The organism is Brachymonas moutaii (nom. illeg.), assembly GCF_049977365.1.
In the GTDB taxonomy this organism is placed as follows: domain Bacteria; phylum Pseudomonadota; class Gammaproteobacteria; order Burkholderiales; family Burkholderiaceae_C; genus Brachymonas.
Genome location: NZ_JBNGEN010000001.1, coordinates 170,731 through 192,443 on the forward strand (window position 1 = coordinate 170,731; position 21,713 = coordinate 192,443).

Sequence of the window (21,713 nt, forward strand, 5' to 3'; positions counted from 1 at the left end):
CAGAGAGAAATTTCTCTCTCGTTCAGAGAAAGGGCAGACCCTCCGTTTCATCATTTTTTCTACAGGAGTTCACTCATGACTGACTACCAGAAAGGCAGCCCCCGTCCCTTCAAGGTGCTGGGCATCCAGCAGATTGCCATCGGCGGGCCGAGCAAACAGCGCCTCCAGACGCTCTGGGTCGACATGTTCGGCCTTGAAAAAACCGGCACATTCCAGAGCGAGCGCGAGAATGTCGACGAGGACATCTGCGCCATGGGCAAGGGGGCGATGAAGGTCGAAGTGGATCTGATGCAGCCGATGGATCCCGAAAAGAAGCCGGCTGTCCATACCACGCCGCTCAATCATGTGGGACTCTGGATCGATGACCTGCCGGTCGCGGTTGCCTGGCTCACCGCACAAGGCGTGCGCTTCGCCCCCGGAGGCATCCGCAAGGGCGCTGCAGGCTTCGACATCACTTTCATTCACCCCAAGGGCAACGAAGAGCTGCCCATCGGCGGTGAAGGTGTGCTCATCGAGCTGGTCCAGGCGCCCAGGGAAGTCATCCAGGCCTTTGCAGCCCTGGAGCAGTCCGCAGCCTGATGCAGGCCTGGACATCCCCACATTTTTGATGGCCTCGCCCCGCATTGGTCGCGGGACAGGGTGCGGAGGATGTCAGATGGGGATGCCAGATGCGGTGGCGTGTCTGCAGAGAAGAACATTTCTCTGCAGGTGTGCCTATTCGTGCCCGGAAGGAGAGGGGGGCATTTCTGCCTCTCTTCTGGCACGTGCCTTGGCCAAGGCGGCAGCAATGATTGCCCGTTTCCCGTCGAGAACAGCCGGATCCGTGTGCAGACTCTGGGATTCGAGATGCGCCAGCTTGTGCTCTGCCTTGGCTTCCAGCTCTGCTGCGTGCTCCTTTTCGGCGCGGCGGATTCTTTGCTGATGGGCGCGATAGCGCGTCAAAGCCTGATCTGCCAGAGGCTGGGACCAGGCATCCCATCCTGTACGGTGAGCATTCAGGGGTTCCATGGCAATGCAGTCGACAGGGCAGGCCAGGGCGCACAGATCACATCCCGTACAGAAGGGTTCGATCACCGTGTGCATGCGCTTGTGGGTCCCTACGATGGCATCCGTAGGACAGGCCTTGATGCACAGGGTGCAGCCGATGCACCACTGCTCGTCGATCACGGCTACGGTCATGGGCCCCTCTGCACCATAGGCAGGATCAATACCCTGAGAGATGGAGCCAGATTGCAGTGGTTGGCCCAGGGCAAGAGCGATGCGGTGCATGCCCTCGACGCCTCCCGGAGCACACCGATCAAGGCCAGCCTCTCCTGCCGCCAGCGCATGGGCATATCCCTCGCAGTCCTCGAAGCCGCAGCGCTGACACTGGGTTTGCGGCAGGATGGCGTGAATTTTCTGGGCAGTGGAACTGAGCGACATGACGAAGCAATGAGCAAACCGGGCGGCATCGCGCAAGCGGTGTTCTGCCGGAGAGGGGAATGAACGGGACAAAAGAAAACCTGTGGGCCAGATTCTAGGACACCCACGTTGCGTGGTCTGCCTCTTGCAGGGATGCCGAAACGGCCATCCGCGAGGCATGAGCATGAGAGCTCCAAAAACAAAGGCCACCCCAGCAGGGTAGCCCAGATACCGATCTCCAAGAAACCATGCAGGCATGGAGCTGAGAGAGCCTCCATGCCGCACCGGTTGACCTGGCGGGTCAGCGAAACGTCTTATTTGCGTTTGCGTGCAGGAGTGCGCTTGGGAGCAGCTGGCGCAGCGACAGAGGAAGCGGAAGGCGTGCTGGATTCAGCCTCTTCCCCGTGAGGATAGCGCCAGGTCGTGACCGGTGCCGGTTCGGTGCTGGCGTGCTCAGGCTCGGCCGGAGCAGCCACCGTGGTGGTCGGAGTGGCCATGGCGGCCGCGGCCGAAGACGTTGCACCTGCGGTGGGGGCCACAGAGGGAGCGGAGGTCTCCGCAGCAGGGGCTGGGGAAGGTGCTGGCTGACTTGCTTCTGCAATCGGAGCTGGAGTGGCAACCGATTCAGGCACCTGCACTGCAGGCCGCGCTACCGGTTCCGTCACGGCCTGTTCGGTGGAAGGCGTGGCAGATTTGGCCACTTCCTTCGGAACCACCGCAGGCACCTCTTCCTTCATGGCGCTGGCAGCAGCGGTTGTGCGTCGACGAGGCACGGCCGGCTTGCGGGGAGCTGCAACGGGAGCAGAAGGGCTTGCCTTTTCGCCTTGCTCGGCGATGGGCATCGGCATGTCGTCGCTGACCTGCAATCCAACCCGGGTGCCCTGAAGCGCTTCAGCCTGCTTGAGATGCGCCATCAGCTCCTGCGAAGCCTGGTGACGTTGCGGAGAAACCTGATCCACATGATGGCGTGCAATGAAGTCGCGCACCACCGGATAGACAATCTCTCGCCACTTGCGGCCACTGAAGATGCCGTAATGGCCAGCGCCCTTGAGCTCGAAGTATTGCTTGTCCTCTTCGGGGACGTTCGAACACATGGAAAGCGACGCCTGCGTCTGACCGATGCCAGCGATATCGTCGAGCTCGCCTTCCACGGCAAGCACGGCCGTCTTGGTGATGTCCTGAGGACGCACGCGCTCGATCTTGCCTTCGGGGCTTTCGACATCCCAGGTGCCGTTGACGAGCTTGAACTCCTGGAACACCGTGCGGATGGTGTCGAGGTAGTAGTCGGCATCCATGTCGAGCACTGCGTTGTACTCGTCATAGAACCGCAGGTGGGCATCGGTGCTTTCGTCGTCGCCACGCACCAGATTCTTGAAGTAGTCGTAGTAGCTCGTGGCATGGCGATTGGGGTTCATGGACACGAACCCGGCATATTGCAGGAACCCGGGATAGACACGTCGCCCTTCGCCAGCGTATCCGGGCGGAACCCGGTAGATCACGTTGTTCTCGAACCATTCGTGGCTGCGGTTCACAGCCAGGTCGTTCACTGCCGTGGGGGACTGGCTTGCATCGATGGGGCCTCCCATCATGGTCATGCTGGCTGGAGTGCGTTCGCCGCGTGAGGCCATCAGCGAGACGGCCGCCATCACGGGAACCGTCGGCTGGCAGACGCTGATCACATGGCACTCGCCGTTCATCTCGTGCACATGGCGAATGAACTCCTGCACGTAGTTGACGTAGTCGTCGAGGTTGAAGCGGCCTGCCGACAGGGGAACGTCACGTGCATTCTTCCAGTCTGTGACATACACCTTGTGGTCATTGAGCAGAGTCTTGACCGTATCGCGCAGCAGGGTGGAATAGTGTCCGGAGAGAGGGGCCACCACCAGCACCGGCGGCGAATGCAGCATGGCCTCCAGCGTCTTGGAGTCATCCGCGTAGCGCTTGAAGCGCACCAGCCGGCAGAAGGGCTTGTCGATGTCGACCCGCTCATGGATCGACACATCCACGCCATGAACCTTGGCAGTGACAATGTCGAATTCCGGCTTGGGATATTCCTTGACGAGACGGTGCAGCAGCTTGTAACCCGCAGCCATGCGCGTGGCATAGGGCGACAGGCTCACCAAGGGCAGCATCGGGTTGGTATACATGTGCGATGCGGCAAGCGTCATCTCGGAAAACGGAGCCATCAGGGCCCGCTGGGCTTCATACAAGTGGTAGAGCATGGTGATGCACCTCGAAAAAGGATAGGAAGCCGTGCTTGAAGCAGGCCCGCCGCAGGGATGCTGCACTGCACAAATTTTAGCAGCAGCACACGGGCATGGACACACCTCCAGGCAAAAACGGTGGCACATGCACATCCAGGGCGAATTCCATCGCTCATTGTGGGAGATGTGGCCGCCTCATCGCATCATGGACAACCCTGTCATGCAACCGTCATTCGTACCGTCACAATCTTTGCGACATAGTTATCCGCATAGATTTTCTTCCTTTGCAATCGAGCGTGAACATGCATCGCGTCGTCGAAGTCCGAAAATACATAAAAAAACCCAGGTGACCGAAATCACCTGGGTTTTCATTCTGGCGGAGAGGGCGGGATTCGAACCCGCGGTAGGCTATTAACCTACACACGCTTTCCAGGCGTGCGACTTAAACCGCTCATCCACCTCTCCAGAAGCGTTGCATTGTAGCTCAGAAATCTCGTCTTTTTGAAACGCCCCTCACTTTTGTTGCTGTGGCATGCAGCTCATGCCCGGGGCGGTGTGGGCGTGTCTGCATGGGCCTTCACCAGGGTCATGGCCGAGCTGATGAGGGTGGAGACCTCCTGCATGCTGGCGGGAACGACGAGCGTGGTCTGTGCATCGGCAGCGACACGGCTGTAGGCGTCCACGGCCTTTTCTGCCACCTTGAGCTGCACGGCCGCTTGGCCGCCGGGCAGACGGATGGCTTCGGCCACACGCGAGATGGCCTGTGCCGTGGCTTCTGCCACCGCGGTGATCGAGGCTGCCTCGCCCTGGGCCTTGTTGATGACGGCCTGTTTTTCCCCTTCGGAGCGCGCAATGTAGGCTTCGCGCTCGCCTTCGGCCAGATTGATCTGCTCCTGGCGCTTGCCTTCCGATGCGGCGATGCGGGCACGCTTTTCGCGTTCTGCGGTGATCTGGGCCTGCATGGCGTGCAGGATTTCGGCAGGTGGGGTCAGATCCTTGATCTCATAGCGCAGAACCTTGACGCCCCAGTTGAGTGCGGCTTCATCGATGGCATTGACGACCTGGGCATTGATCATGTCCCGTTCCTCGAAGGTCTTGTCGAGTTCGAGTTTGCCGATGACGCTGCGCAGCGAGGTCTGTGCGAGCTGCGTGACAGCCACGATGTAGTTGCTCGAGCCGTAGCTGGCGCGCATGGCATCCGTGACCTGAAAATACAGGATGCCATCAACCTGCAGCTGGGTGTTGTCGCGCGTGATGCAGACCTGGCTGGGGACATCGAGAGGGATTTCCTTGAGGCTGTGCTTGTAGGCCACACGATCGATGAAGGGAATGAGGAAGTTCAGGCCAGGGTTGAGAGTGGCGTGGTATTTGCCGAGCCGCTCCACCACCCAGGCGTTTTGCTGCGGGACGACCTTGAGTGTCTGGGCCACGAAGATGACGGCGAGAACCAGAAGGATGAGTGCGTATGCCATGGAAGTGCAAGAGGGTGAGGAAAGGGGGAGCAGGATTCCGACGGGAAAGGCTGCGGGAAACAGTCTAAACGACTGTGGTCCACGGGGCACGGGAGTGCTGGCTGCGGACAGGAGGGCTGGGAGGTCAGGGGATGTGAGGCGTGACAGGACGCAGCACCAGCTGGTTGCCCCGAATGTCCACGACAGTGTGCGAACCGGCTTGGCGCGGAGCCGCAGGGTCGGCGGCAATGGCCGTCCATGGAGCCCCGCGGTAGTGAACCCGGGCCGTGCCATCGGCGCGCCAGACCTGCACCTGGACGGGTTCTCCGATGTCGAGGCCATTGAAGGTGGCGTTGCCTGTGGCTGTTTCAGGTGAGCTGCTGGCCGTGCGCCGTTGCCGCAGGGTGCGCAGGAGATGCCAGGCCAGCACGGCCACGGTGCTCACGCAGGCGGCGAGCAGACACTGCGCGGTCACGCTGGCACCGAGCTGGGCAGCCAGGGCCGCCACCAGGGCACCCAGCGAGATCATGAGCAGATAGAAGGTGCCTGTCATCAGTTCGGCGGCGATGAGCAGCAGCATGGCGATGCCCCAGAACAGGGTGTGGCTCATGAAAAACTCCTTGCGGTAGGGGGTGCGTCCGGCAAAAAATACCCGTGCATCCGTATGGGGTGGAGGCTGTGGATGACGGAAAGCATCCATATGCCATGAGGCATGTGGGATGCCGCCCACAGGCCACGCGGACAGGCATGCTGTCACCGGATGTGCAGCGCAATCGTCATGCAAGACTCGTATCATTGCACATTCTTTTTGGGACACCGCCACCGACTATGGCGTCCCCTGGAGAGGCGGGAGGAGGGGGCATGATTTCCCTTTCTTTTTTGCCTCTTCCATACTGCCGGTTTCCGCCGGTTCTTCAGGAGTCTTGCAGTGAAATTTCGTTTTCCCATTGTGATCATCGATGAGGATTACCGTTCGGACAATACGTCCGGCCTCGGCATCCGTGCCTTGGCCGAAGCCATCGAGAACGAGGGATTCGAAGTGGTGGGTGTCACCAGCTATGGTGACCTGTCCCAGTTTGCCCAGCAGCAGAGCCGGGCGAGTGCCTTCATCCTGTCGATCGACGATGAGGAATTCACCCCCGGCCCCGACCTGGACCCGGCCGTGCTCAATCTGCGCAACTTCATCGAGGAGGTGCGTCGCAAGAATGAGGAAGTGCCGATCTACGTCTATGGCGAAACCAAGACCAGCCGTCATCTGCCCAACGATGTGCTGCGCGAGCTGCATGGCTTCATTCACATGTTCGAGGACACGCCGGAATTCGTGGCACGCCACATCATCCGCGAGGCCAAGGCGTATCTCGAAGGTATTCAGCCTCCCTTCTTCAAGGCGCTGCTCGACTATGCAGAGGATGGTTCCTATTCATGGCACTGTCCGGGGCATTCGGGGGGGGTGGCCTTTCTCAAGTCGCCGGTGGGGCAGATGTATCACCAGTTCTATGGCGAGAACATGCTGCGTGCCGACGTCTGCAACGCCGTGGAAGAGCTCGGACAGCTGCTCGACCACAACGGTGCCATCGGTGAAAGCGAGCGCAATGCCGCGCGCATCTTCAATGCCGATCACTGCTTCTTCGTGACCAATGGCACCAGCACCAGCAACAAGATGGTGTGGCACCACACGGTAGCGGCCGGTGATGTGGTGGTGGTGGACCGCAACTGCCACAAGAGCAATCTGCACGCCATCATCATGACGGGCGCGATTCCGGTGTTTCTCAAGCCCACGCGCAACCATTACGGCATCATCGGCCCGATCCCCAGGGAGGAGTTCACGCCCGAGGCCATCCGGGCCAAGATCGCTGCCAATCCGCTGCTCAAGGGCGTCGATCCGGACAAGGTCAAGCCGCGCATCCTGACGCTGACCCAGTCCACCTACGACGGGGTCCTCTACGACACGGAAGCCGTCAAGCAGATGGTCGACGGCTATGTGGAGAATCTTCACTTCGATGAGGCGTGGCTTCCGCATGCGGCCTTTCATCCCTTCTATGGCACCTACCATGCCATGGGGCGCAAGCGCGAACGTCCGCAGAAGACGATGGTCTATTCGACCCAGTCGATTCACAAGCTCCTGGCAGGCATCAGCCAGGCCAGCCAGGTTCTGGTGCAGGACTGCCAGGAGCGCAAGCTCGACACTTACCTCTTCAACGAAGCCTATCTGATGCACACGAGCACCAGCCCGCAGTACAGCATCATTGCCAGCTGCGACGTGGCTGCAGCCATGATGGAGCCTCCGGGAGGCACGGCGCTCGTGGAGGAAAGCATTGCCGAGGCGCTGGATTTCCGCCGCGCCATGCGCAAGGTCGACGAAGACTTCGGCCGGGACGACTGGTGGTTTCAGGTCTGGGGCCCCGAACATCTCGTGGAAGAAGGCATCGGCCGCGCCAGCGAGTGGATCCTGCATCCGGGCCAGGACGGCGATCTGCCCGGGGTGGGCGAACAGTGGCATGGCTTCGGTCCGCTGGCCGATGGTTTCAACATGCTCGATCCCATCAAGTCCACCATCGTGACGCCCGGGCTGCGCATGGATGGCAGCTTCGACCGGTCCGGCATTCCCGCCAGCATCGTGACCAAGTATCTGGCCGAACATGGCGTGGTGGTGGAGAAGACCGGTCTGTACAGCTTCTTCATCATGTTCACCATCGGCATCACCAAGGGCCGCTGGAACACCCTGGTCACGGCGCTGCAGCAGTTCAAGGACGACTACGACAAGAACCATCCCATGTGGCGCATCCTGCCCGAGTTCTGTCAGCAGCATCGCCGCTACGAGCGCATGGGCCTGCGTGACCTCTGTCAGTACGTTCACGAAATGTACGCCAAGTACGACATCGCTCGCCTCACCACCGACATGTACCTGTCGGAGCTGGCGCCTGCCATGACGCCGTCCGACGCCTATGCCCACATCGCGCGACGCAAGACCGAACGTGTCGAGATCGACCACCTCGAAGGACGGGTGACCGTGGGGCTGGTGACTCCCTATCCTCCCGGCATTCCGCTGCTCATTCCTGGCGAGGTCTTCAACCGCAAGATCGTCGATTACCTCAAGTTCGCACGCGAATTCTCACGCCAGTGTCCGGGCTTTGAAACCGACATTCATGGGCTGGTCGAGCAGATCGACGAGCATGGCGAGACGCGCTACTACGCCGACTGTGTGGCAGCCGCCTGCGACGGACGCAGCAACGGCACACCGGTGTCCGATGGCCCCATGAATCTCACGATCGACGACATGATTGCCACCCAGCACGATTCTCCCTACATCAATCCGTTCTGACTCTAGACGTGCCGGCACGGCAGCAGCAGTTTTGGGCAGGAGCTGCTGCTGGCGTCGCCCTGAAGGGCATCCAGGCCTCAGTCCAGTCTGTAGAGAGCAGAAAAAGGGCGACTCCCTTGGAGTCGCCCCTGTCTGAATGGGCTGTGGAGCAGAACGGGCCAGAGCCATCCGCTCCCAGCTCGAGCATGGCTTCAGGCGTAGTCGGACCCCAGGCCTGCCGTCTGGCTGAAGCCACAGTCCACATAGCTCACCTCTCCGGTCACGCCAGATGCCAGGTCAGAGAGCAGGAAGGCAGCGACGTTGCCTACTTCCTCGATGGTGACATTGCGGCGCAGCGGGGCATTGGCGGCCATGTAGGCCAGCAGCTTGCCGAAGTCCTTGATGCCGCTGGCAGCCAGGGTCTTGATCGGGCCTGCGCTCACGCCGTTGGCGCGGATGCTGCGGCCATCTTCGGTCCGTCCCACCGCCTCGGCCAGATAGCGCACAGAAGACTCCAGGGCGGCCTTGGCCAGGCCCATGGTGTTGTAGTTCGGAATGGTCCGTACGGCGCCCAGATAGGTCAGGGTCAACAGGGCCGAGTGGTCATTGAGGTAGGGCATGGCTGCCTTGGCCATGGCCGGAAAGCTGTAGGCGCTGATGTCCATGGCCACACGGAAATTCTCGCGGCTGAGGCCATCGAGGAAATTGCCGGCAATGGCTTCGCGCGGAGCAAAGCCGATGCTGTGCACGAATCCATCGAAAGTGGGCCAGGTCTGCGACAGATCGGCAAACAGCCTTTCGATCTGGGCATCGTCTCCCACATCGCAGTCGAAGACCAGATTGGAGCCGAAATCGGCCGCAAACTCGCTGATGCGGTCCCTGAACCGCTCGCCCACATAGCTGAATGCCAGCTCTGCGCCCTGCTGGTGGCAGGCCTTGGCAATGCCGTAGGCAATAGAGCGGTTGGAGATGACGCCGGTGATGAGCAGTTTCTTGCCAGTCAGAAAACCCATGGATCCATCCTTGTGCAATTCGAAATTCCTGGTTGAGAATGCATGTCGATCCCTGCATGCAAGTCCTGCACGGCTGCGAGAGCTTTTCCTGAACGCGGCGCATCGGGCCCTGTGCTGCTTCCTGTTGGCACCTCACACCGCACGTGTCACAGCGCTGGCCAGACATGGCGGCAGACAGTGCAGTGAGAAGGCCCAGGCACCATTCACCGTTCCTCTTTCAGAAGGGCGCCGCTGCGCATTGCCTCCTTGCATGGAGTCTGCCTGCATGGCAGGCAGGAATCGCGACCCCGCGACACCGTGGCTCCTGGTCGCGGCGGGTCTTTCCGGTTGCCCGGATTTTGCAAAGGCGACATTGTCGCATGATTGAATGCCCTCTGTACCTGCTGCGGCGCAGAGCTGCCTGCAAGGCCGTGAACCTGCAGCCCGTGATTCCGAGTGTGCAAATCGTTTGCACAACTTGAATCCGAGGGGCTATCTGGCTATAATCTTGGCATCACGACCAGAGCGTGCACGCAGAATGGGCCGGTTTTCACCGCCCTTTTTTTTTGCTTGCACGCCAATGGAAGTATTTTATCTGGCCCACAAATCGTTGTAAATCAATGACTTGTGGATTATGCATCACAAGGGTTGCGCGTGTCGTTACAGAATTTGGTGGAACAAACCGTACAGGCCATGGGGCTTGATCTGGTCGAAATCGAACGTTCGGCCGGCGGTTTGCTGCGCATCACGATCGATCTGCCCTGGCCGCAAGAGGGTGGGGAGGCCTTCGTCACCATCGAAGACTGCGAAAAGGTGTCGCGTCAGCTCCAGTATGCGCTGGAGGTCGAGGGTGCCGATTACACGCGTCTCGAAGTGTCTTCTCCCGGCATTGATCGTTTGCTGCGTCACGAGCAGGATTTCGAGCGCTTTCAGGGTGAAGAGGTCGATGTGACGCTCAAGGAGCCCATCGGCGTCAATTCCGGCAATATCGCGGCCAATCGCAAGAAGTTCCGAGGCACGCTGGAAAAGTCCGATTCCGGGTGGCAGATCGTTTGGAGCGATGCGCCTCCGGTCAAGCCGGGGCAGCGCGTGAGCAAGAAGAAGGCTCCGCCGCCGCTGCAGGCGCTTGGTTTTACCTTAGACGAAGTGCGCGAGGTCCGGCTGGCGCCGGTCGTGAATTTCAAGGGGCGCCGCCGGCCCGCGCAGCCGGCACCCGAAAGCGGCGAGGCATGAGCGTCACCCAACCCGACCACAACATACAAGACTTACGGAGTAAATCACGATGAACCGCGAATTGCTGATGCTGGTGGAAGCCATTGCCCGCGAAAAGAACGTCGATCACGATGTGGTGTTCGGCGCCATCGAGCTGGCTCTGGCCCAGGCCACCAAGAAGCTTTATCAGGACGATGTGGACATTCGTGTGGCCATCGATCGTGAAACAGGCGAGTACGAGACCTTCCGCCGCTGGCTGGTGGTGCCGAACGAGGCCGGCCTGCAGAATCCTGCAGCCGAGGAGCTGCTCATGGATGCGCAGGATCGCATCCCCGACATTGCCGTGGGCGACTATATCGAAGAGCAGATCGAGTCGGTGCCCATTGGGCGCATCGGGGCCATGACCGCCAAGCAGGTGGTGCTGCAGCGCATCCGGGATGCAGAGCGCGACATGCTGTTGCGCGAGTTCCTCGAACGTGGCGAAAAGATTTTCACCGGGACGGTCAAGCGTGCCGACAAGGGCGATCTGATCGTCGAGAGCGGCCGCATCGAAGGTCGACTCAAGCGCGGCGAAATGATCCCCAAGGAAAACTTCCGCACTGGCGACCGCGTGCGGGCCATGATCATGCAGGTCGATCCGACGCTGCGGGGGGCTCCCATTCTGCTGTCGCGTTCGGCGCCGGAATTCATGGTGGAACTCTTCCGTCAGGAAGTGCCTGAAATCGAGCAGGGCCTGCTCGAGATCAAGAGCTGTGCCCGTGACCCGGGCAGCCGTGCCAAGATTGCAGTGGTGGCGCATGATCCGCGCATCGATCCCATCGGAACCTGTGTCGGCGTGCGTGGCAGCCGGGTGACGGCCGTCACCAACGAGCTGGCAGGCGAACGTGTCGACATCGTGCTCTGGAGCGAAGACCCGGCGCAGTTCGTCATCGGGGCCCTGGCGCCCGCCAATGTGCAGTCGATCGTCGTGGACGAGGAAAAGCACGCCATGGACGTGGTGGTGGACGAAGAAAACCTGGCCGTGGCCATCGGGCGTGGCGGGCAGAATGTCCGCCTGGCTTCCGATCTCACCGGCTGGAAGATCAACATCATGGACGCGGCAGAATCGGCACAGAAGCAGGCCGATGAAACCGAGACCTTGCGCGCGCTCTTCATGAGCAAGCTCGACGTGGATCAGGAAATTGCCGACATCCTGATCGAGGAAGGATTCACCAGTCTCGAAGAAGTGGCCTATGTGCCGCTGCAGGAGATGCTGGAAATCGAGGCGTTCGACGAGGACACCGTCAACGAATTGCGTGCACGTGCCAAGGATGCGCTGCTGACCATGGAAATCGCCCGCGAAGAAAGCGTGGACGATGCGGCCAGCGATCTGCGCGATCTCGAAGGCATGACGCAGGAACTGCTGTCCAAGCTGGTCAAGCACGGCGTGCATACGCGCGACGATCTGGCCGATCTGGCAACTGACGAGCTTGTGGAGATCACGGGACAGACCGACGATGAGGCCACGGCGCTCATCATGAAGGCCCGCGAGCACTGGTTCAACCAGGACCAGGCATAAGAAAGGGGTGAGCATCAATATGGCATCGACACACAGTACCGTGGCTGATTTTGCAGCCGAACTCAACAAGACCCCCGAAGCGCTGCTCGAACAGCTGCGCGGGGCTGGCGTGCACAAGTCCACCCCTTCCGATCCCGTGAGCGAGGCGGACAAGCTTCGGCTGCGCGATTTCCTGCGCGCCAGCCATGGCGGAGCGGGCGGCGATCGCAAGAAGATCGTGCTGACCAAGAAATCCACCAGCGAGATCAAGCAGGCCGATGCCACGGGCAAGGCACGCACCATTCAGGTGGAAGTGCGCAAGAAGCGCACGCTCATCAAGCGCGACGAGCTCGAGCAGAAGGCTGACGCAGCCGCCGATCACGCTGCTCCCGCAGCGCCGGCCATCGATACAGCCGAGCTGCAGCGCCGCGAGGAAGAGGCACGCCGTCAGGCTGAGCTGATCCGCCGGCAGGAAGAAGAGCTGGCCGAACAGCGCCGTCGCCGAGAGGCAGAAGAAGCAGAGGCCGCACGCAGGGCAGAAGCCGAGCGTGCTGCAGCCGAAGAGGCTGCCCGCCTGGAAGCGGAAGCCAAGGCGGCTGCGCTGTCTCCCGAGGAAGCCCGTGCTCAGGCACGTGCCCGCGCAGAGGCCGAAGTGGCAGCCATTCAGCATGCCCGCGCAGAAAGCATCGAGAAGGCTGCTGCTGCCCGCGAAGCCGACCATGAGCGCGAGCGCGCGGCCGAAGAAGCCAAGCAGGCTCAGGAAGCTGCGCGCACGGCGGCCCAGGCCAAGCTCGAAGCAGACCGCAAGGCGCGTCTGGAAGAAGAGGCCCGCAAGGCACGCGAGCTCGAAGAGAAGCGTCGCAAGGCCCTGGCCGAGGCCGAGGCCATCCGCGCCATGATGAATGCTCCCGCCAAGGTGCTGACGGCCAAGAAGCCCGAGGAAGCCAAGGCCAAGGGAACGCTGCACAAGCCTGCGGCCAAGGCAGATGCCAAGCCCGCAGTCAAGACCGGTGGGGCAGATGCCAAGCCGGCCGGTGCCAAGGAAGTCAAGTCCAGCAAGCTTTCGTCGAGCTGGGCAGGTGACAGCAACAACGATAGCCGCAAGCGCGGCGAGATCAAGACGCGCGGCGACACCTCGGCAGGCAATCGCAGCGGTGGCAATGGCTGGCGCTCTGGTCCGCGTGGCAACAAGCGCAACGATCGCCATCACCGCGGCGGTGACGACCATCATCAGCAGGCACAGGCCGAGTTCAAGCAGCTCGAAATTCATGTGCCAGAGACCATCACCGTGGCCGAACTGGCGCACAAGATGTCGATCAAGGCGTCCGAGGTCATCAAGATTCTGATGAAGCTTGGACAGATGGTCACCATCAACCAGCCGCTCGACCAGGATACCGCCATGATCGTGGTGGAAGAACTGGGGCACACGGCCGTGCAGGCGGCTCTGGATGATCCTGAAGCCTTCACCGAAGAGGAAGTCGAGGCACAGCAGGCAGAACTTCTGCCGCGCGCTCCGGTTGTCACCGTCATGGGCCACGTCGACCATGGCAAGACCTCTCTGCTCGACTACATTCGTCGCGCCAAGGTGGCGGCAGGGGAAGCAGGGGGCATTACCCAGCACATCGGTGCCTACCACGTCAAGACGCAGCGTGGCATCGTGACCTTCCTGGATACCCCAGGCCACGAGGCCTTCACTGCCATGCGTGCCCGTGGTGCCCAGGCTACCGATATCGTGATTCTGGTGGTGGCTGCCGACGACGGCGTCATGCCGCAGACCAAGGAAGCCATCAAGCACGCCAAGGCGGCAGGTGTTCCCATCGTGGTGGCCATCAACAAGATCGACAAGCCTGATGCCAACCCCGAACGGGTCAAGGGCGAGCTGGTCTCCGAAGAAGTCGTGCCCGAGGAATACGGCGGCGATTCTCCGTTCGTCGAGGTGTCTGCCAAGACCGGACAGGGCATCGATGACCTGCTCGAAAACGTCCTGCTGCAGGCGGAAGTGCTGGAGCTCAAGGCGCCGGTCGATGCACTGGCCAAGGGGCTTGTGATCGAGGCCCAGCTCGACAAGGGCCGTGGCCCTGTGGCCACCGTGCTGGTGCAGTCCGGCACGCTCAAGACGGGCGATGTGGTGCTGGCAGGACAGACCTGGGGTCGCATCCGGGCCATGACCGACGAGAACGGTCGTCCGGCCAAGTCGGCAGGTCCCTCCATCCCTGTGGAGATCCAGGGGCTGAGCGATGTGCCGCTGGCCGGTGACGAGTTCCTCGTGATGGCTGACGAACGTCGGGCCCGTGAGATCGCAACCTACCGCTCCGGCAAGTACCGCGACACCAAGCTGGCCAAGCAGCAGGCAGCCAAGCTCGAAAACATGTTCGCCAACATGGAGGCTGGCGAGGTCAAACATCTGCCCATCATCATCAAGGCCGATGTGCAGGGCTCGCAGGAAGCGCTTGCTTCCTCGCTGCTCAAGCTTTCGACCGACGAGGTGAAGGTGCAGGTCGTCTATGCGGCGGTCGGCGGCATCAGCGAAAGCGACATCAACCTCGCCATCGCATCCAATGCCGTGGTCATCGGCTTCAACGTGCGTGCCGATTCGCTGGCCCGCAAGACGGCCGAGGCCAATGGCATCGACATCCGCTACTACAACATCATTTACGATGCCGTGGATGATGTGAAGGCGGCCATGAGCGGCATGCTCACGCCGGACAAGAAGGAAGAGGTTGTCGGTACGGCCGAGATCCGCCAGGTGTTCCGTGTCAGCAAGATCGGTTCCATTGCCGGCTGTATGGTCACGAGCGGGGTGGTGCACCGCACCTCCAAGCTGCGCCTGCTGCGCGACAATGTGGTCATCTTCACTGGCGAGCTCGACTCCCTCAAGCGCTTCAAGGACGATGTCAAGGAAGTCAAGGAAGGCTTCGAGTGCGGTCTCAACATCAAGGGCTACAACGACATTGCCGAAGGCGATGTGCTGGAGTTCTTCGAGATCAAGGAAGTCGCACGCACGCTGTGACGCGGCATGTCGGCAGGGATGCTCCAGGGCGTTCCTGCCGATTCCTTCGTCCCTCTGCATTCCGGAGTTCCATGCCTCAAAAGAAATCTCCCACCCAGCGCAGTTACAAGGTTTCCGACCAGATCCAGCGGGATCTGTCGGAGCTGATCGCGCGCGAGCTCAAGGATCCCCGCGTGGGCATGATCACGCTGCAGGGCGTGGAGGTCACGCCCGACTACGCCCATGCCAAGGTGTACTTCAGCGTACTCACCGGAGATCCTGTGCAGACGCAGGAGGCGCTCAACCACGCGGCTGGGCATCTGCGCAACGGGCTTTTCAAGCGCCTGCACATCCATACCGTGCCCACGCTGCACTTCGTGTATGACCGCACGCAGGAACGTGCGGCCGACATGAATGCCCTGATCGCCAAGGCAGTCTCTTCCCGTGCCAAGGACGACTGAGCCATGAATGCGCCTCGCACACGGGTGCAGCGGCGCCCGGTGCATGGGGTGTTGCTGCTCGACAAACCGCTGGGTCTTTCCAGCAATCAGGCTCTGCAGAAGGTCAAGTGGCTGCTGCGCGCCGAAAAGGCTGGCCATACGGGCACGCTCGATCCTCTGGCTACCGGTGTGCTGCCTCTGTGCTTTGGGGCGGCGACCAAGTTCAGTCAGATGCATCTGGATGCCGACAAGGCCTATGAGGCCCTGCTGCGGCTCGGACAGACCACCACCACGGGAGATGCCGAAGGCGAGGTGCTGCGTGAACGCCCGGTACAGCTGTCCAGCGAGACCATCGAGGCAGTGCTGCAGCGCTTTGTGGGCGTCCAGCAGCAGATACCGCCCATGCATTCGGCCCTCAAGAAGGATGGCAAGGCCCTGTACGAATATGCGCGTGCCGGGCAGGTCGTCGAACGTGCGCCGCGTACCATCACGGTGTCTGCACTCGACCGGCTGGAGGTGCCGGCAGAGGTGCAGGCCGCCTGTCCTCCGGGAACGGTGCTGCGGCTGCGCGCTTCCGTGAGCAAGGGCACCTACATCCGCACGCTGGCCGAGGATATCGGTGAGGCACTGGGTTGCGGTGCGCATCTGATAGGCCTGCGCCGCGTTCAGACGGGGGCCTATGATCTGCAGCGTTGCATCACGCTGGAGGCGCTCGAAGCCATGGATGCCGCAGGGCGTCTTGGCGCGCTGCTGCCTCCCGATGTGCTCCTGACCGGACATGTGCCTGTCATGCTGGACACCGATGATGCAGCCCGTTTCCTTACCGGCCTGCGCAGAAGAGGCGGCTGGTCCGATGCGCCCCAGGTTGCGGTTTATGGACCGGTGCCTGCTGCAGAGGGCACCGCTGAGCCAGAAACGCCCAGGGGCGGGCCCGACCGGGTGTTGCTGGGCACGGCACACATCCAGGCGGGGCAGCTCATTCCCACGCGTGTGCTCAGTCCCCTGGAAATTGCCCAGTGGCTGCAGCAGCAGGCAGAGATCACGGTGCCGACGGAGGTGCCTTCGTGACGACAGTTCCCCTGTGACCGGCATGCCGTGTCATGACATGCCGACGGGCAGGCCAGCATGCCTGCCGGAGATTCCCTTTCCTCTCTTTCAGAAACCCTTTTATTCAGACCGTTTGATCCCATGAGCACCCAAATTCGCAATATCGCCATCATCGCCCACGTCGACCACGGCAAGACCACCATGGTCGACCAGCTGCTGCGCCAGTCTGGCACCTTTGCCGAGCACGAAAAGGTGGTGGACACCGTGATGGACAACAACGCCATCGAGCGTGAGCGCGGCATCACCATTCTGGCCAAGAACTGCGCCGTGAGCTGGCAGGGCACGCACATCAACATCGTCGACACTCCCGGGCACGCGGACTTTGGTGGCGAGGTGGAGCGTGCGCTGTCCATGGTCGATGGCGTGCTGCTGCTCATCGATGCGCAGGAAGGCCCCATGCCGCAGACCCGTTTCGTCACCAAGAAGGCGCTGGCCCTGGGCCTCAAGCCCATCGTGGTCGTCAACAAGGTGGACAAGCCGGGCGCCAATCCGGACAAGGTCATCAATGCCGCCTTCGATCTGTTCGACAAGCTGGGCGCCACTGACGAACAGCTGGATTTCCCCGTGGTGTACGCATCCGGGATCAACGGCTGGTCTTCCCTCGAAGAAGGCGAGCCGGGTGCCCAGTGGGGCCCCGACATGTCGGCGCTCTTCGACACCATTCTCAAGTACGTGCAGCCGCACGAAGGCAATCCCGATGCTCCGCTGCAGCTGCAGATCTCGGCGCTTGACTATTCCACCTTCGTGGGCCGTATTGGCGTGGGCCGCGTGAATGCGGGCCGCGTGCGTCCCGGCATGGATGTGCTCGTCATGGAAGGTCCGGACGGCCATCAGCTCAAGGGGCGCATCAACCAGGTGCTGACCTTCGAGGGTCTCGACCGCGTGCAGGTCAAGGAGGCAGGCCCCGGCGATATCGTGCTCATCAACGGCATCGAGGAGCTTGGCATCGGCGTGACGGTGACCGATCCGGCCGATCCGCAGCCCCTGCCCATGCTCACGGTCGACGAGCCCACGCTGACCATGAACTTCTGCGTCAATACCTCTCCGCTGGCAGGCCGTGAGGGCAAGTTCGTCACGAGCCGCCAGATATGGGACCGGCTGCAGAAGGAGCTGCAATCCAATGTGGCCCTGCGCGTCAAGGAAACCGATGAAGACGGCATTTTCGAAGTGTCTGGCCGTGGCGAGCTGCACCTCACCATCCTGCTGGAGAACATGCGCCGCGAAGGCTACGAGCTGGCAGTGTCCAAGCCCCGCGTGGTGTTCCGCGAGATCGATGGCGAGAAATGCGAGCCGATCGAAATGGTCACCTGCGACATCGAGGAAGGCCACCAGGGCGGCGTCATGCAGGCACTCGGTGAGCGCAAGGGCGAGCTCGTCAACATGGAGCCGGACGGTCGTGGGCGTGTGCGTCTCGAATACCGCATTCCTGCTCGGGGCCTCATCGGTTTTGCCAACGAGTTCCTCAACCTGACCCGCGGCAGTGGCCTCATCTCCAACATCTTCGACGGCTACGAGCCCCACAAGGGGGATATCGGCGGCCGCAAGAACGGCGTGCTCATCAGCATGGACGATGGCGAAATCTTCACCTACGCCCTGGGCAAGCTCGATGACCGTGGCCGCATGTTCGTGAAGGCAGGCGATCCGGTCTACGAAGGCATGATCGTGGGCGTGCACAACCGTGACAATGACCTCGTGGTCAATGCCACCCGTACCAAGCAGCTCACCAACTTCCGCGTGAGCGGCAAGGAAGATGCCATCAAGATCACGCCCCCGATTGATCTCTCGCTCGAATATGGCGTGGAATTCATCGAGGACGACGAGCTCGTCGAGATCACTCCCAAGAGCATCCGCCTGCGCAAGCGCTTCCTCAAGGAGCATGACCGCAAGCGTGCCAGCCGCGAAGGGCAATAAGCAGGCGCCTTCCTCCAGGGTCGACTCTGCGGTTCATGCTCCGCAAAGGGCATGAGACTCCGGGGGGCCTGGGAGGCACGAGACAGTGCCAGTCATGATGAGGCCGGACCTCTTTTCCGCAGGGAAAGGGGCCGGCCTTTTCCATGTCTGCCTCCCAGCTCCAGAGCTTTGGCATACTGCATGACATGCGGCGAGCACCTCTTCGGCTGTCAAGGGACAAGCCTGAGGGGGCAGGCGTGCGTTGCTTTAGCTAGCTAGCCCTGGTTCCCGCGGCAGAAACAATCACCCTACAGGAGACACGATTCATGGCTGATACCCCATCCTGGTCCTGGACCACACCGGACGTTCTGGCTGAAGTGCGCGGAGGCGTGGGCTTCCTGACGCTCAACCGTCCTCGGGCACTCAACGCGCTTTCTCTCGCGATGGTGCGCAGCCTGTACGAGATTCTGGTGGCATGGCAGGGCGATCCGTCCGTGCAGGCTGTGGCCATTCGGGGCAGCAACAAGGAAGGGCCGTTCGGTGCCTTCTGCGCAGGCGGTGACATCCGCTTTTTCCATGATGAGGCAGCACGCGGCAATCCGGGCATCGAGGATTTCTTCACCGAGGAGTACACCCTCAACCATCTCGTGCACACCTATGGCAAGCCCTACATCGCCTTCATGGACGGCATCGTCATGGGCGGAGGAATGGGCATCACCCAGGGAGCCACTGATCGCATCCTTACCGAACGCACGCGCATGGCCATGCCGGAGACCCTCATCGGACTTTTCCCGGATGTGGGCGGCGGCTATTTCCTGAGCCGCTGTCCGGGGCATGCGGGCGAATGGCTGGCATTGACTGGAGAGCATGTGAAGGGAGGCGACGGGCTCGCCATCGGCTGGGGCGATCACTTTCTTTCCAGCGCCCGGCAGGCGGACGTGTGGCAGGCACTGGGGGAACAGGATTTCGTCGACGGACAGGCGGTGCGGGACTGGCTGCGCCTGCAGGTCGAATCGGCTCCGCCGGAAAGCAACGGCTTTGCGCAGGCCCGTTGCCTTGCCGATGGGTATTTTGGAGGGGAGGGCGTCTCGGACATCCTGCACGCGCTGGAAGCGGCGGCGGACGATGCATGGGCCCTCGGCACGGCTCAGGCGTTGCGCAAGCGTTCACCTCTCATGCTGCATGTGGTGCTGGATCAGGTACGCCGGGCGCGCCATCTGTCGCTCGCTGACGATCTCCGCATGGAACGCACTCTGGTTCGGCACTGTTTCTTTCCGGCCCATCTGGGGCGTACAGCCACGTCCAGCGAAGTGGTGGAAGGGGTGAGGGCGCTTGTGGTGGACAAGGACAATGCTCCACGCTGGAATCCTCCCGCAGTGGAGGAGGTCACCCCCGAGATGGTGGCTGGTTTCTTTGTCGCTCCATGGCCTCGCGACATGCATCCCCTGGCACATCTGCGCTGACCCCATCCTGACCGCGGAGCGGAGACAAGACACTCCCCGGAAGGGGGCGATCAGCGGTGACGGCTTTTCATGATGCGCTCCACTTCCCGTTTGCCCTCGCGTTCCTTGATGGTGTTGCGCTTGTCGTGTTCGGCTTTGCCCTTGGCGAGGGCAATCTCGCATTTGACGCGGCCTTCTTTCCAGTGCAGGTTGATTGGAACCAGGGTATAGCCCTTCTGTTCCACCTTGCCGATCAGTCGCCGGATTTCTTCCTTGTGCATGAGCAGCTTCTTGGTCCGGACGCTGTCGGGGCTGATGTGGGTCGATGCGGTCTTGAGCGGGCTGATCTGGCAGCCGATCACGAACAGCTCGCCATTGCGGATCACCACGTATCCTTCGGTGAGCTGCACCTTGCCTTCGCGCACGGCCTTGACCTCCCAGCCCTGCAGTACCATGCCGGCCTCGTAGCGTTCCTCGAAGGCGTAATTGAAGGCGGCTTTCTTGTTCTCGGCAATGCGATTGCTCGAGGGCGATTTTTTGCTTGTCATAATGGGAGCCATGTGTGAGGGTTTTCCGCAGCATGCTGCTGCCCCAAAACCCGGTGCAGGAAGGGGCGCATGCCCTGATTCCTTCGTTCCTGCAGCATTCTCAAATCCGCATTGTATGAAAACCGTCCGCAAATCCGTCCTGATCTGGTATAGCCCGGCCGAAATGTTCCGGCTGGTCTCCGACGTGGAGTCCTACCCTGCGTTCCTGCCCTGGTGCGGGTCGGGCAAGGTCCTTGAAAAGACGCCGGATGGCATGGTGGCCGAGGTCGGGATATCGCTGGCAGGTTTCAAGCAGACGTTCGTGACACGCAACCATGAAATCCCCGACCGCCAGATCGATCTGGATCTGGTGCGCGGACCGTTTTCGGATCTGCACGGACAGTGGCGGTTCGAGCCGGTAGGAGATGGGCAACAGCGTGCCTGTCGTATCCATTTCGAGCTGCAATACGGTTTTTCAAGCAGAACCCTGGCTGCGCTGGTGGGTCCGGTCTTCGACAAGATCGCCGGCAGCTTTGTGGATGCCTTTCTCCAGCAGGCCAAGAAAGTCTATGGCTGACACTTCTCTTTCCCATCATTCCTCCGCAGCTCCCGGGATAGACGTGGAGCTGGTCTATGCACCTGCCCCTCGGCAGATGCTGCGGCAGATGCTGAAGCTCCCCGCAGGCAGCACGCTTGCCGATGCCGTGCGTGCGAGCACCCTGTCCACCGCATCCGAAGTGCAGGAGTGGCTGCGTCTTTCCATGACTGCGGCGTCCTCAGAGGCCAGCAGTTCAGCGAATGCCGTACTGCCCATTCTGATGTCCGGCATCTGGGGGCGCAGGGCAGAGGCTGGCCGTGTCTTGCGGCAGGATGACCGGGTGGAACTCTACCGGCCACTGCTGGTGGACCCCAAGGTGGCGCGACGCGAGCGGTTCCAGCGGCAGGGCGCACGCAATGCCGGTCTGTTCGCCAGACGGCGTGCCGGAGCCAAGTCCGGGTACTGAAGAAAGCGCACTCCCGTACGCTCTGCCCTGTCCCGTACCATCGTAGGGGTGCAGGTTGGCTGCGCTGCAGCACGTACAGAGACCCCTCCGGGAGACGGGTGCTTCTGCGACGGAGGTTTGAATCAGCTCCAGCGTGCCTGCCGTCTCCATCGTGGCAGGGTGGGTGGGCGGCATGGGCATATGCGATGCAAACCTGCTTGCCTGTCCTGATCGGAC

The 21,713-nt window shown here is 61.5% G+C and carries 17 protein-coding genes and 1 tRNA gene; 11 read left to right on the plus strand and 7 right to left on the minus strand.

Going from position 1 to position 21,713, the window contains the following annotated elements; translation table 11 throughout:
• Positions 1 to 75 precede the first annotated feature (75 nt).
• Entirely contained in the window at positions 76 to 579 is a 504-nt protein-coding gene (locus tag ACP2WS_RS00795) for a VOC family protein (RefSeq protein WP_426459033.1), read from the plus strand.
• Positions 580 to 714: 135 nt separating this feature from the next.
• On the opposite strand, the gene ACP2WS_RS00800 is transcribed toward ACP2WS_RS00795, so the two are convergent.
• The 5 genes from ACP2WS_RS00800 to ACP2WS_RS00820 form a co-directional block, all read right to left on the minus strand.
• The gene (locus ACP2WS_RS00800; RefSeq protein ID WP_426459035.1) at positions 715 to 1,422 is read right to left on the minus strand and encodes an RnfABCDGE type electron transport complex subunit B; all 708 of its coding nucleotides are present in this window, start codon (positions 1,420 to 1,422) and stop codon (positions 715 to 717) included.
• A gap of 293 nt (positions 1,423 to 1,715) precedes the next feature.
• On the minus strand, positions 1,716 to 3,623 hold the full coding sequence (locus ACP2WS_RS00805; protein ID WP_426459037.1) for a polyhydroxyalkanoate depolymerase: 1,908 nt from the start codon (positions 3,621 to 3,623) through the stop codon (positions 1,716 to 1,718).
• A 356-nt stretch (positions 3,624 to 3,979) separates the two neighbouring features.
• Positions 3,980 to 4,070 (minus strand) — tRNA-Ser (locus ACP2WS_RS00810).
• A gap of 74 nt (positions 4,071 to 4,144) precedes the next feature.
• Positions 4,145 to 5,077: an SPFH domain-containing protein gene (locus tag ACP2WS_RS00815; protein WP_374492746.1), complete on the minus strand. Its 933-nt coding sequence runs from the start codon at positions 5,075 to 5,077 to the stop codon at positions 4,145 to 4,147.
• A 124-nt stretch (positions 5,078 to 5,201) separates the two neighbouring features.
• Entirely contained in the window at positions 5,202 to 5,666 is a 465-nt protein-coding gene (locus tag ACP2WS_RS00820; RefSeq protein ID WP_426459038.1) for an NfeD family protein, read from the minus strand.
• Positions 5,667 to 5,984: 318 nt separating this feature from the next.
• On the opposite strand from ACP2WS_RS00820, the gene ACP2WS_RS00825 reads away from it, so the two are divergent.
• Positions 5,985 to 8,378 (plus strand): Orn/Lys/Arg family decarboxylase, encoded by a 2,394-nt coding sequence (locus tag ACP2WS_RS00825; RefSeq protein ID WP_426459040.1) that lies wholly within the window; start codon positions 5,985 to 5,987, stop codon positions 8,376 to 8,378.
• A gap of 191 nt (positions 8,379 to 8,569) precedes the next feature.
• Here the strand turns inward: ACP2WS_RS00825 and fabI are convergent, their stop codons facing one another.
• Complete coding sequence (fabI, locus tag ACP2WS_RS00830) at positions 8,570 to 9,370, minus strand: enoyl-ACP reductase FabI (protein WP_374492750.1); 801 nt, start codon at positions 9,368 to 9,370, stop codon at positions 8,570 to 8,572.
• 633 nt (positions 9,371 to 10,003) lie between these two features.
• Here fabI and rimP point away from each other — a divergent pair.
• The 7 genes from rimP to ACP2WS_RS00865 all read left to right on the plus strand — a co-directional run bounded on the left by rimP (position 10,004) and on the right by ACP2WS_RS00865 (position 19,987).
• The gene (rimP, locus tag ACP2WS_RS00835) at positions 10,004 to 10,582 is read left to right on the plus strand and encodes a ribosome maturation factor RimP (protein WP_426459041.1); all 579 of its coding nucleotides are present in this window, start codon (positions 10,004 to 10,006) and stop codon (positions 10,580 to 10,582) included.
• A 49-nt stretch (positions 10,583 to 10,631) separates the two neighbouring features.
• The gene (gene nusA, locus ACP2WS_RS00840; RefSeq protein WP_374492753.1) at positions 10,632 to 12,119 is read left to right on the plus strand and encodes a transcription termination factor NusA; all 1,488 of its coding nucleotides are present in this window, start codon (positions 10,632 to 10,634) and stop codon (positions 12,117 to 12,119) included.
• Positions 12,120 to 12,138: 19 nt separating this feature from the next.
• Positions 12,139 to 15,108, plus strand: coding sequence for a translation initiation factor IF-2 (gene infB, locus ACP2WS_RS00845; RefSeq protein ID WP_426459042.1), 2,970 nt, complete (start codon positions 12,139 to 12,141; stop codon positions 15,106 to 15,108).
• Positions 15,109 to 15,179: 71 nt separating this feature from the next.
• Positions 15,180 to 15,548 carry a 30S ribosome-binding factor RbfA gene (gene rbfA, locus ACP2WS_RS00850; RefSeq protein ID WP_374492756.1) on the plus strand — a complete coding sequence of 123 codons (369 nt, stop codon included), beginning with the start codon at positions 15,180 to 15,182 and terminating at the stop codon, positions 15,546 to 15,548.
• Positions 15,549 to 15,551: 3 nt separating this feature from the next.
• Positions 15,552 to 16,595 carry a tRNA pseudouridine(55) synthase TruB gene (truB, locus tag ACP2WS_RS00855; RefSeq protein ID WP_426459043.1) on the plus strand — a complete coding sequence of 348 codons (1,044 nt, stop codon included), beginning with the start codon at positions 15,552 to 15,554 and terminating at the stop codon, positions 16,593 to 16,595.
• Positions 16,596 to 16,715: 120 nt separating this feature from the next.
• Positions 16,716 to 18,545, plus strand: a complete 1,830-nt coding sequence (typA, locus tag ACP2WS_RS00860) for a translational GTPase TypA (RefSeq protein WP_426459044.1) — start codon at positions 16,716 to 16,718, stop codon at positions 18,543 to 18,545.
• A 305-nt stretch (positions 18,546 to 18,850) separates the two neighbouring features.
• Positions 18,851 to 19,987: an enoyl-CoA hydratase/isomerase family protein gene (locus tag ACP2WS_RS00865; RefSeq protein WP_426459045.1), complete on the plus strand. Its 1,137-nt coding sequence runs from the start codon at positions 18,851 to 18,853 to the stop codon at positions 19,985 to 19,987.
• 50 nt (positions 19,988 to 20,037) lie between these two features.
• On the opposite strand, the gene smpB is transcribed toward ACP2WS_RS00865, so the two are convergent.
• Positions 20,038 to 20,514 carry an SsrA-binding protein SmpB gene (gene smpB / locus ACP2WS_RS00870; RefSeq protein WP_426459046.1) on the minus strand — a complete coding sequence of 159 codons (477 nt, stop codon included), beginning with the start codon at positions 20,512 to 20,514 and terminating at the stop codon, positions 20,038 to 20,040.
• A 115-nt stretch (positions 20,515 to 20,629) separates the two neighbouring features.
• Between smpB and ACP2WS_RS00875 the strand changes: the two genes are divergently transcribed.
• Positions 20,630 to 21,070: a type II toxin-antitoxin system RatA family toxin gene (locus ACP2WS_RS00875; RefSeq protein ID WP_374492763.1), complete on the plus strand. Its 441-nt coding sequence runs from the start codon at positions 20,630 to 20,632 to the stop codon at positions 21,068 to 21,070.
• Complete coding sequence (locus ACP2WS_RS00880) at positions 21,063 to 21,497, plus strand: RnfH family protein (RefSeq protein WP_426459047.1); 435 nt, start codon at positions 21,063 to 21,065, stop codon at positions 21,495 to 21,497. The genes ACP2WS_RS00875 and ACP2WS_RS00880 overlap by 8 nt, the downstream gene beginning before the upstream one ends.
• Positions 21,498 to 21,713: the final 216 nt, after the last annotated feature.

Excerpts from the sequence above, each read along its gene's own strand:
- ACP2WS_RS00815 (WP_374492746.1), bottom strand. The coding sequence starts at position 5,077 with ATGGCATACGCACTCATCCTTCTGGTTCTCGCCGTCATCTTCGTGGCC.
- ACP2WS_RS00805 (WP_426459037.1), bottom strand. The coding sequence starts at position 3,623 with ATGCTCTACCACTTGTATGAAGCCCAGCGGGCCCTGATGGCTCCGTTT.
- rbfA (WP_374492756.1), top strand. The coding sequence starts at position 15,180 with ATGCCTCAAAAGAAATCTCCCACCCAGCGCAGTTACAAGGTTTCCGAC.
- ACP2WS_RS00875 (WP_374492763.1), top strand. The coding sequence starts at position 20,630 with ATGAAAACCGTCCGCAAATCCGTCCTGATCTGGTATAGCCCGGCCGAA.
- truB (WP_426459043.1), top strand. The coding sequence starts at position 15,552 with ATGAATGCGCCTCGCACACGGGTGCAGCGGCGCCCGGTGCATGGGGTG.
- smpB (WP_426459046.1), bottom strand. The coding sequence starts at position 20,514 with ATGACAAGCAAAAAATCGCCCTCGAGCAATCGCATTGCCGAGAACAAG.
- ACP2WS_RS00800 (WP_426459035.1), bottom strand. The coding sequence starts at position 1,422 with ATGTCGCTCAGTTCCACTGCCCAGAAAATTCACGCCATCCTGCCGCAA.
- typA (WP_426459044.1), top strand. The coding sequence starts at position 16,716 with ATGAGCACCCAAATTCGCAATATCGCCATCATCGCCCACGTCGACCAC.
- ACP2WS_RS00880 (WP_426459047.1), top strand. The coding sequence starts at position 21,063 with ATGGCTGACACTTCTCTTTCCCATCATTCCTCCGCAGCTCCCGGGATA.
- fabI (WP_374492750.1), bottom strand. The coding sequence starts at position 9,370 with ATGGGTTTTCTGACTGGCAAGAAACTGCTCATCACCGGCGTCATCTCC.
- infB (WP_426459042.1), top strand. The coding sequence starts at position 12,139 with ATGGCATCGACACACAGTACCGTGGCTGATTTTGCAGCCGAACTCAAC.
- ACP2WS_RS00795 (WP_426459033.1), top strand. The coding sequence starts at position 76 with ATGACTGACTACCAGAAAGGCAGCCCCCGTCCCTTCAAGGTGCTGGGC.
- ACP2WS_RS00865 (WP_426459045.1), top strand. The coding sequence starts at position 18,851 with ATGGCTGATACCCCATCCTGGTCCTGGACCACACCGGACGTTCTGGCT.
- nusA (WP_374492753.1), top strand. The coding sequence starts at position 10,632 with ATGAACCGCGAATTGCTGATGCTGGTGGAAGCCATTGCCCGCGAAAAG.
- ACP2WS_RS00820 (WP_426459038.1), bottom strand. The coding sequence starts at position 5,666 with ATGAGCCACACCCTGTTCTGGGGCATCGCCATGCTGCTGCTCATCGCC.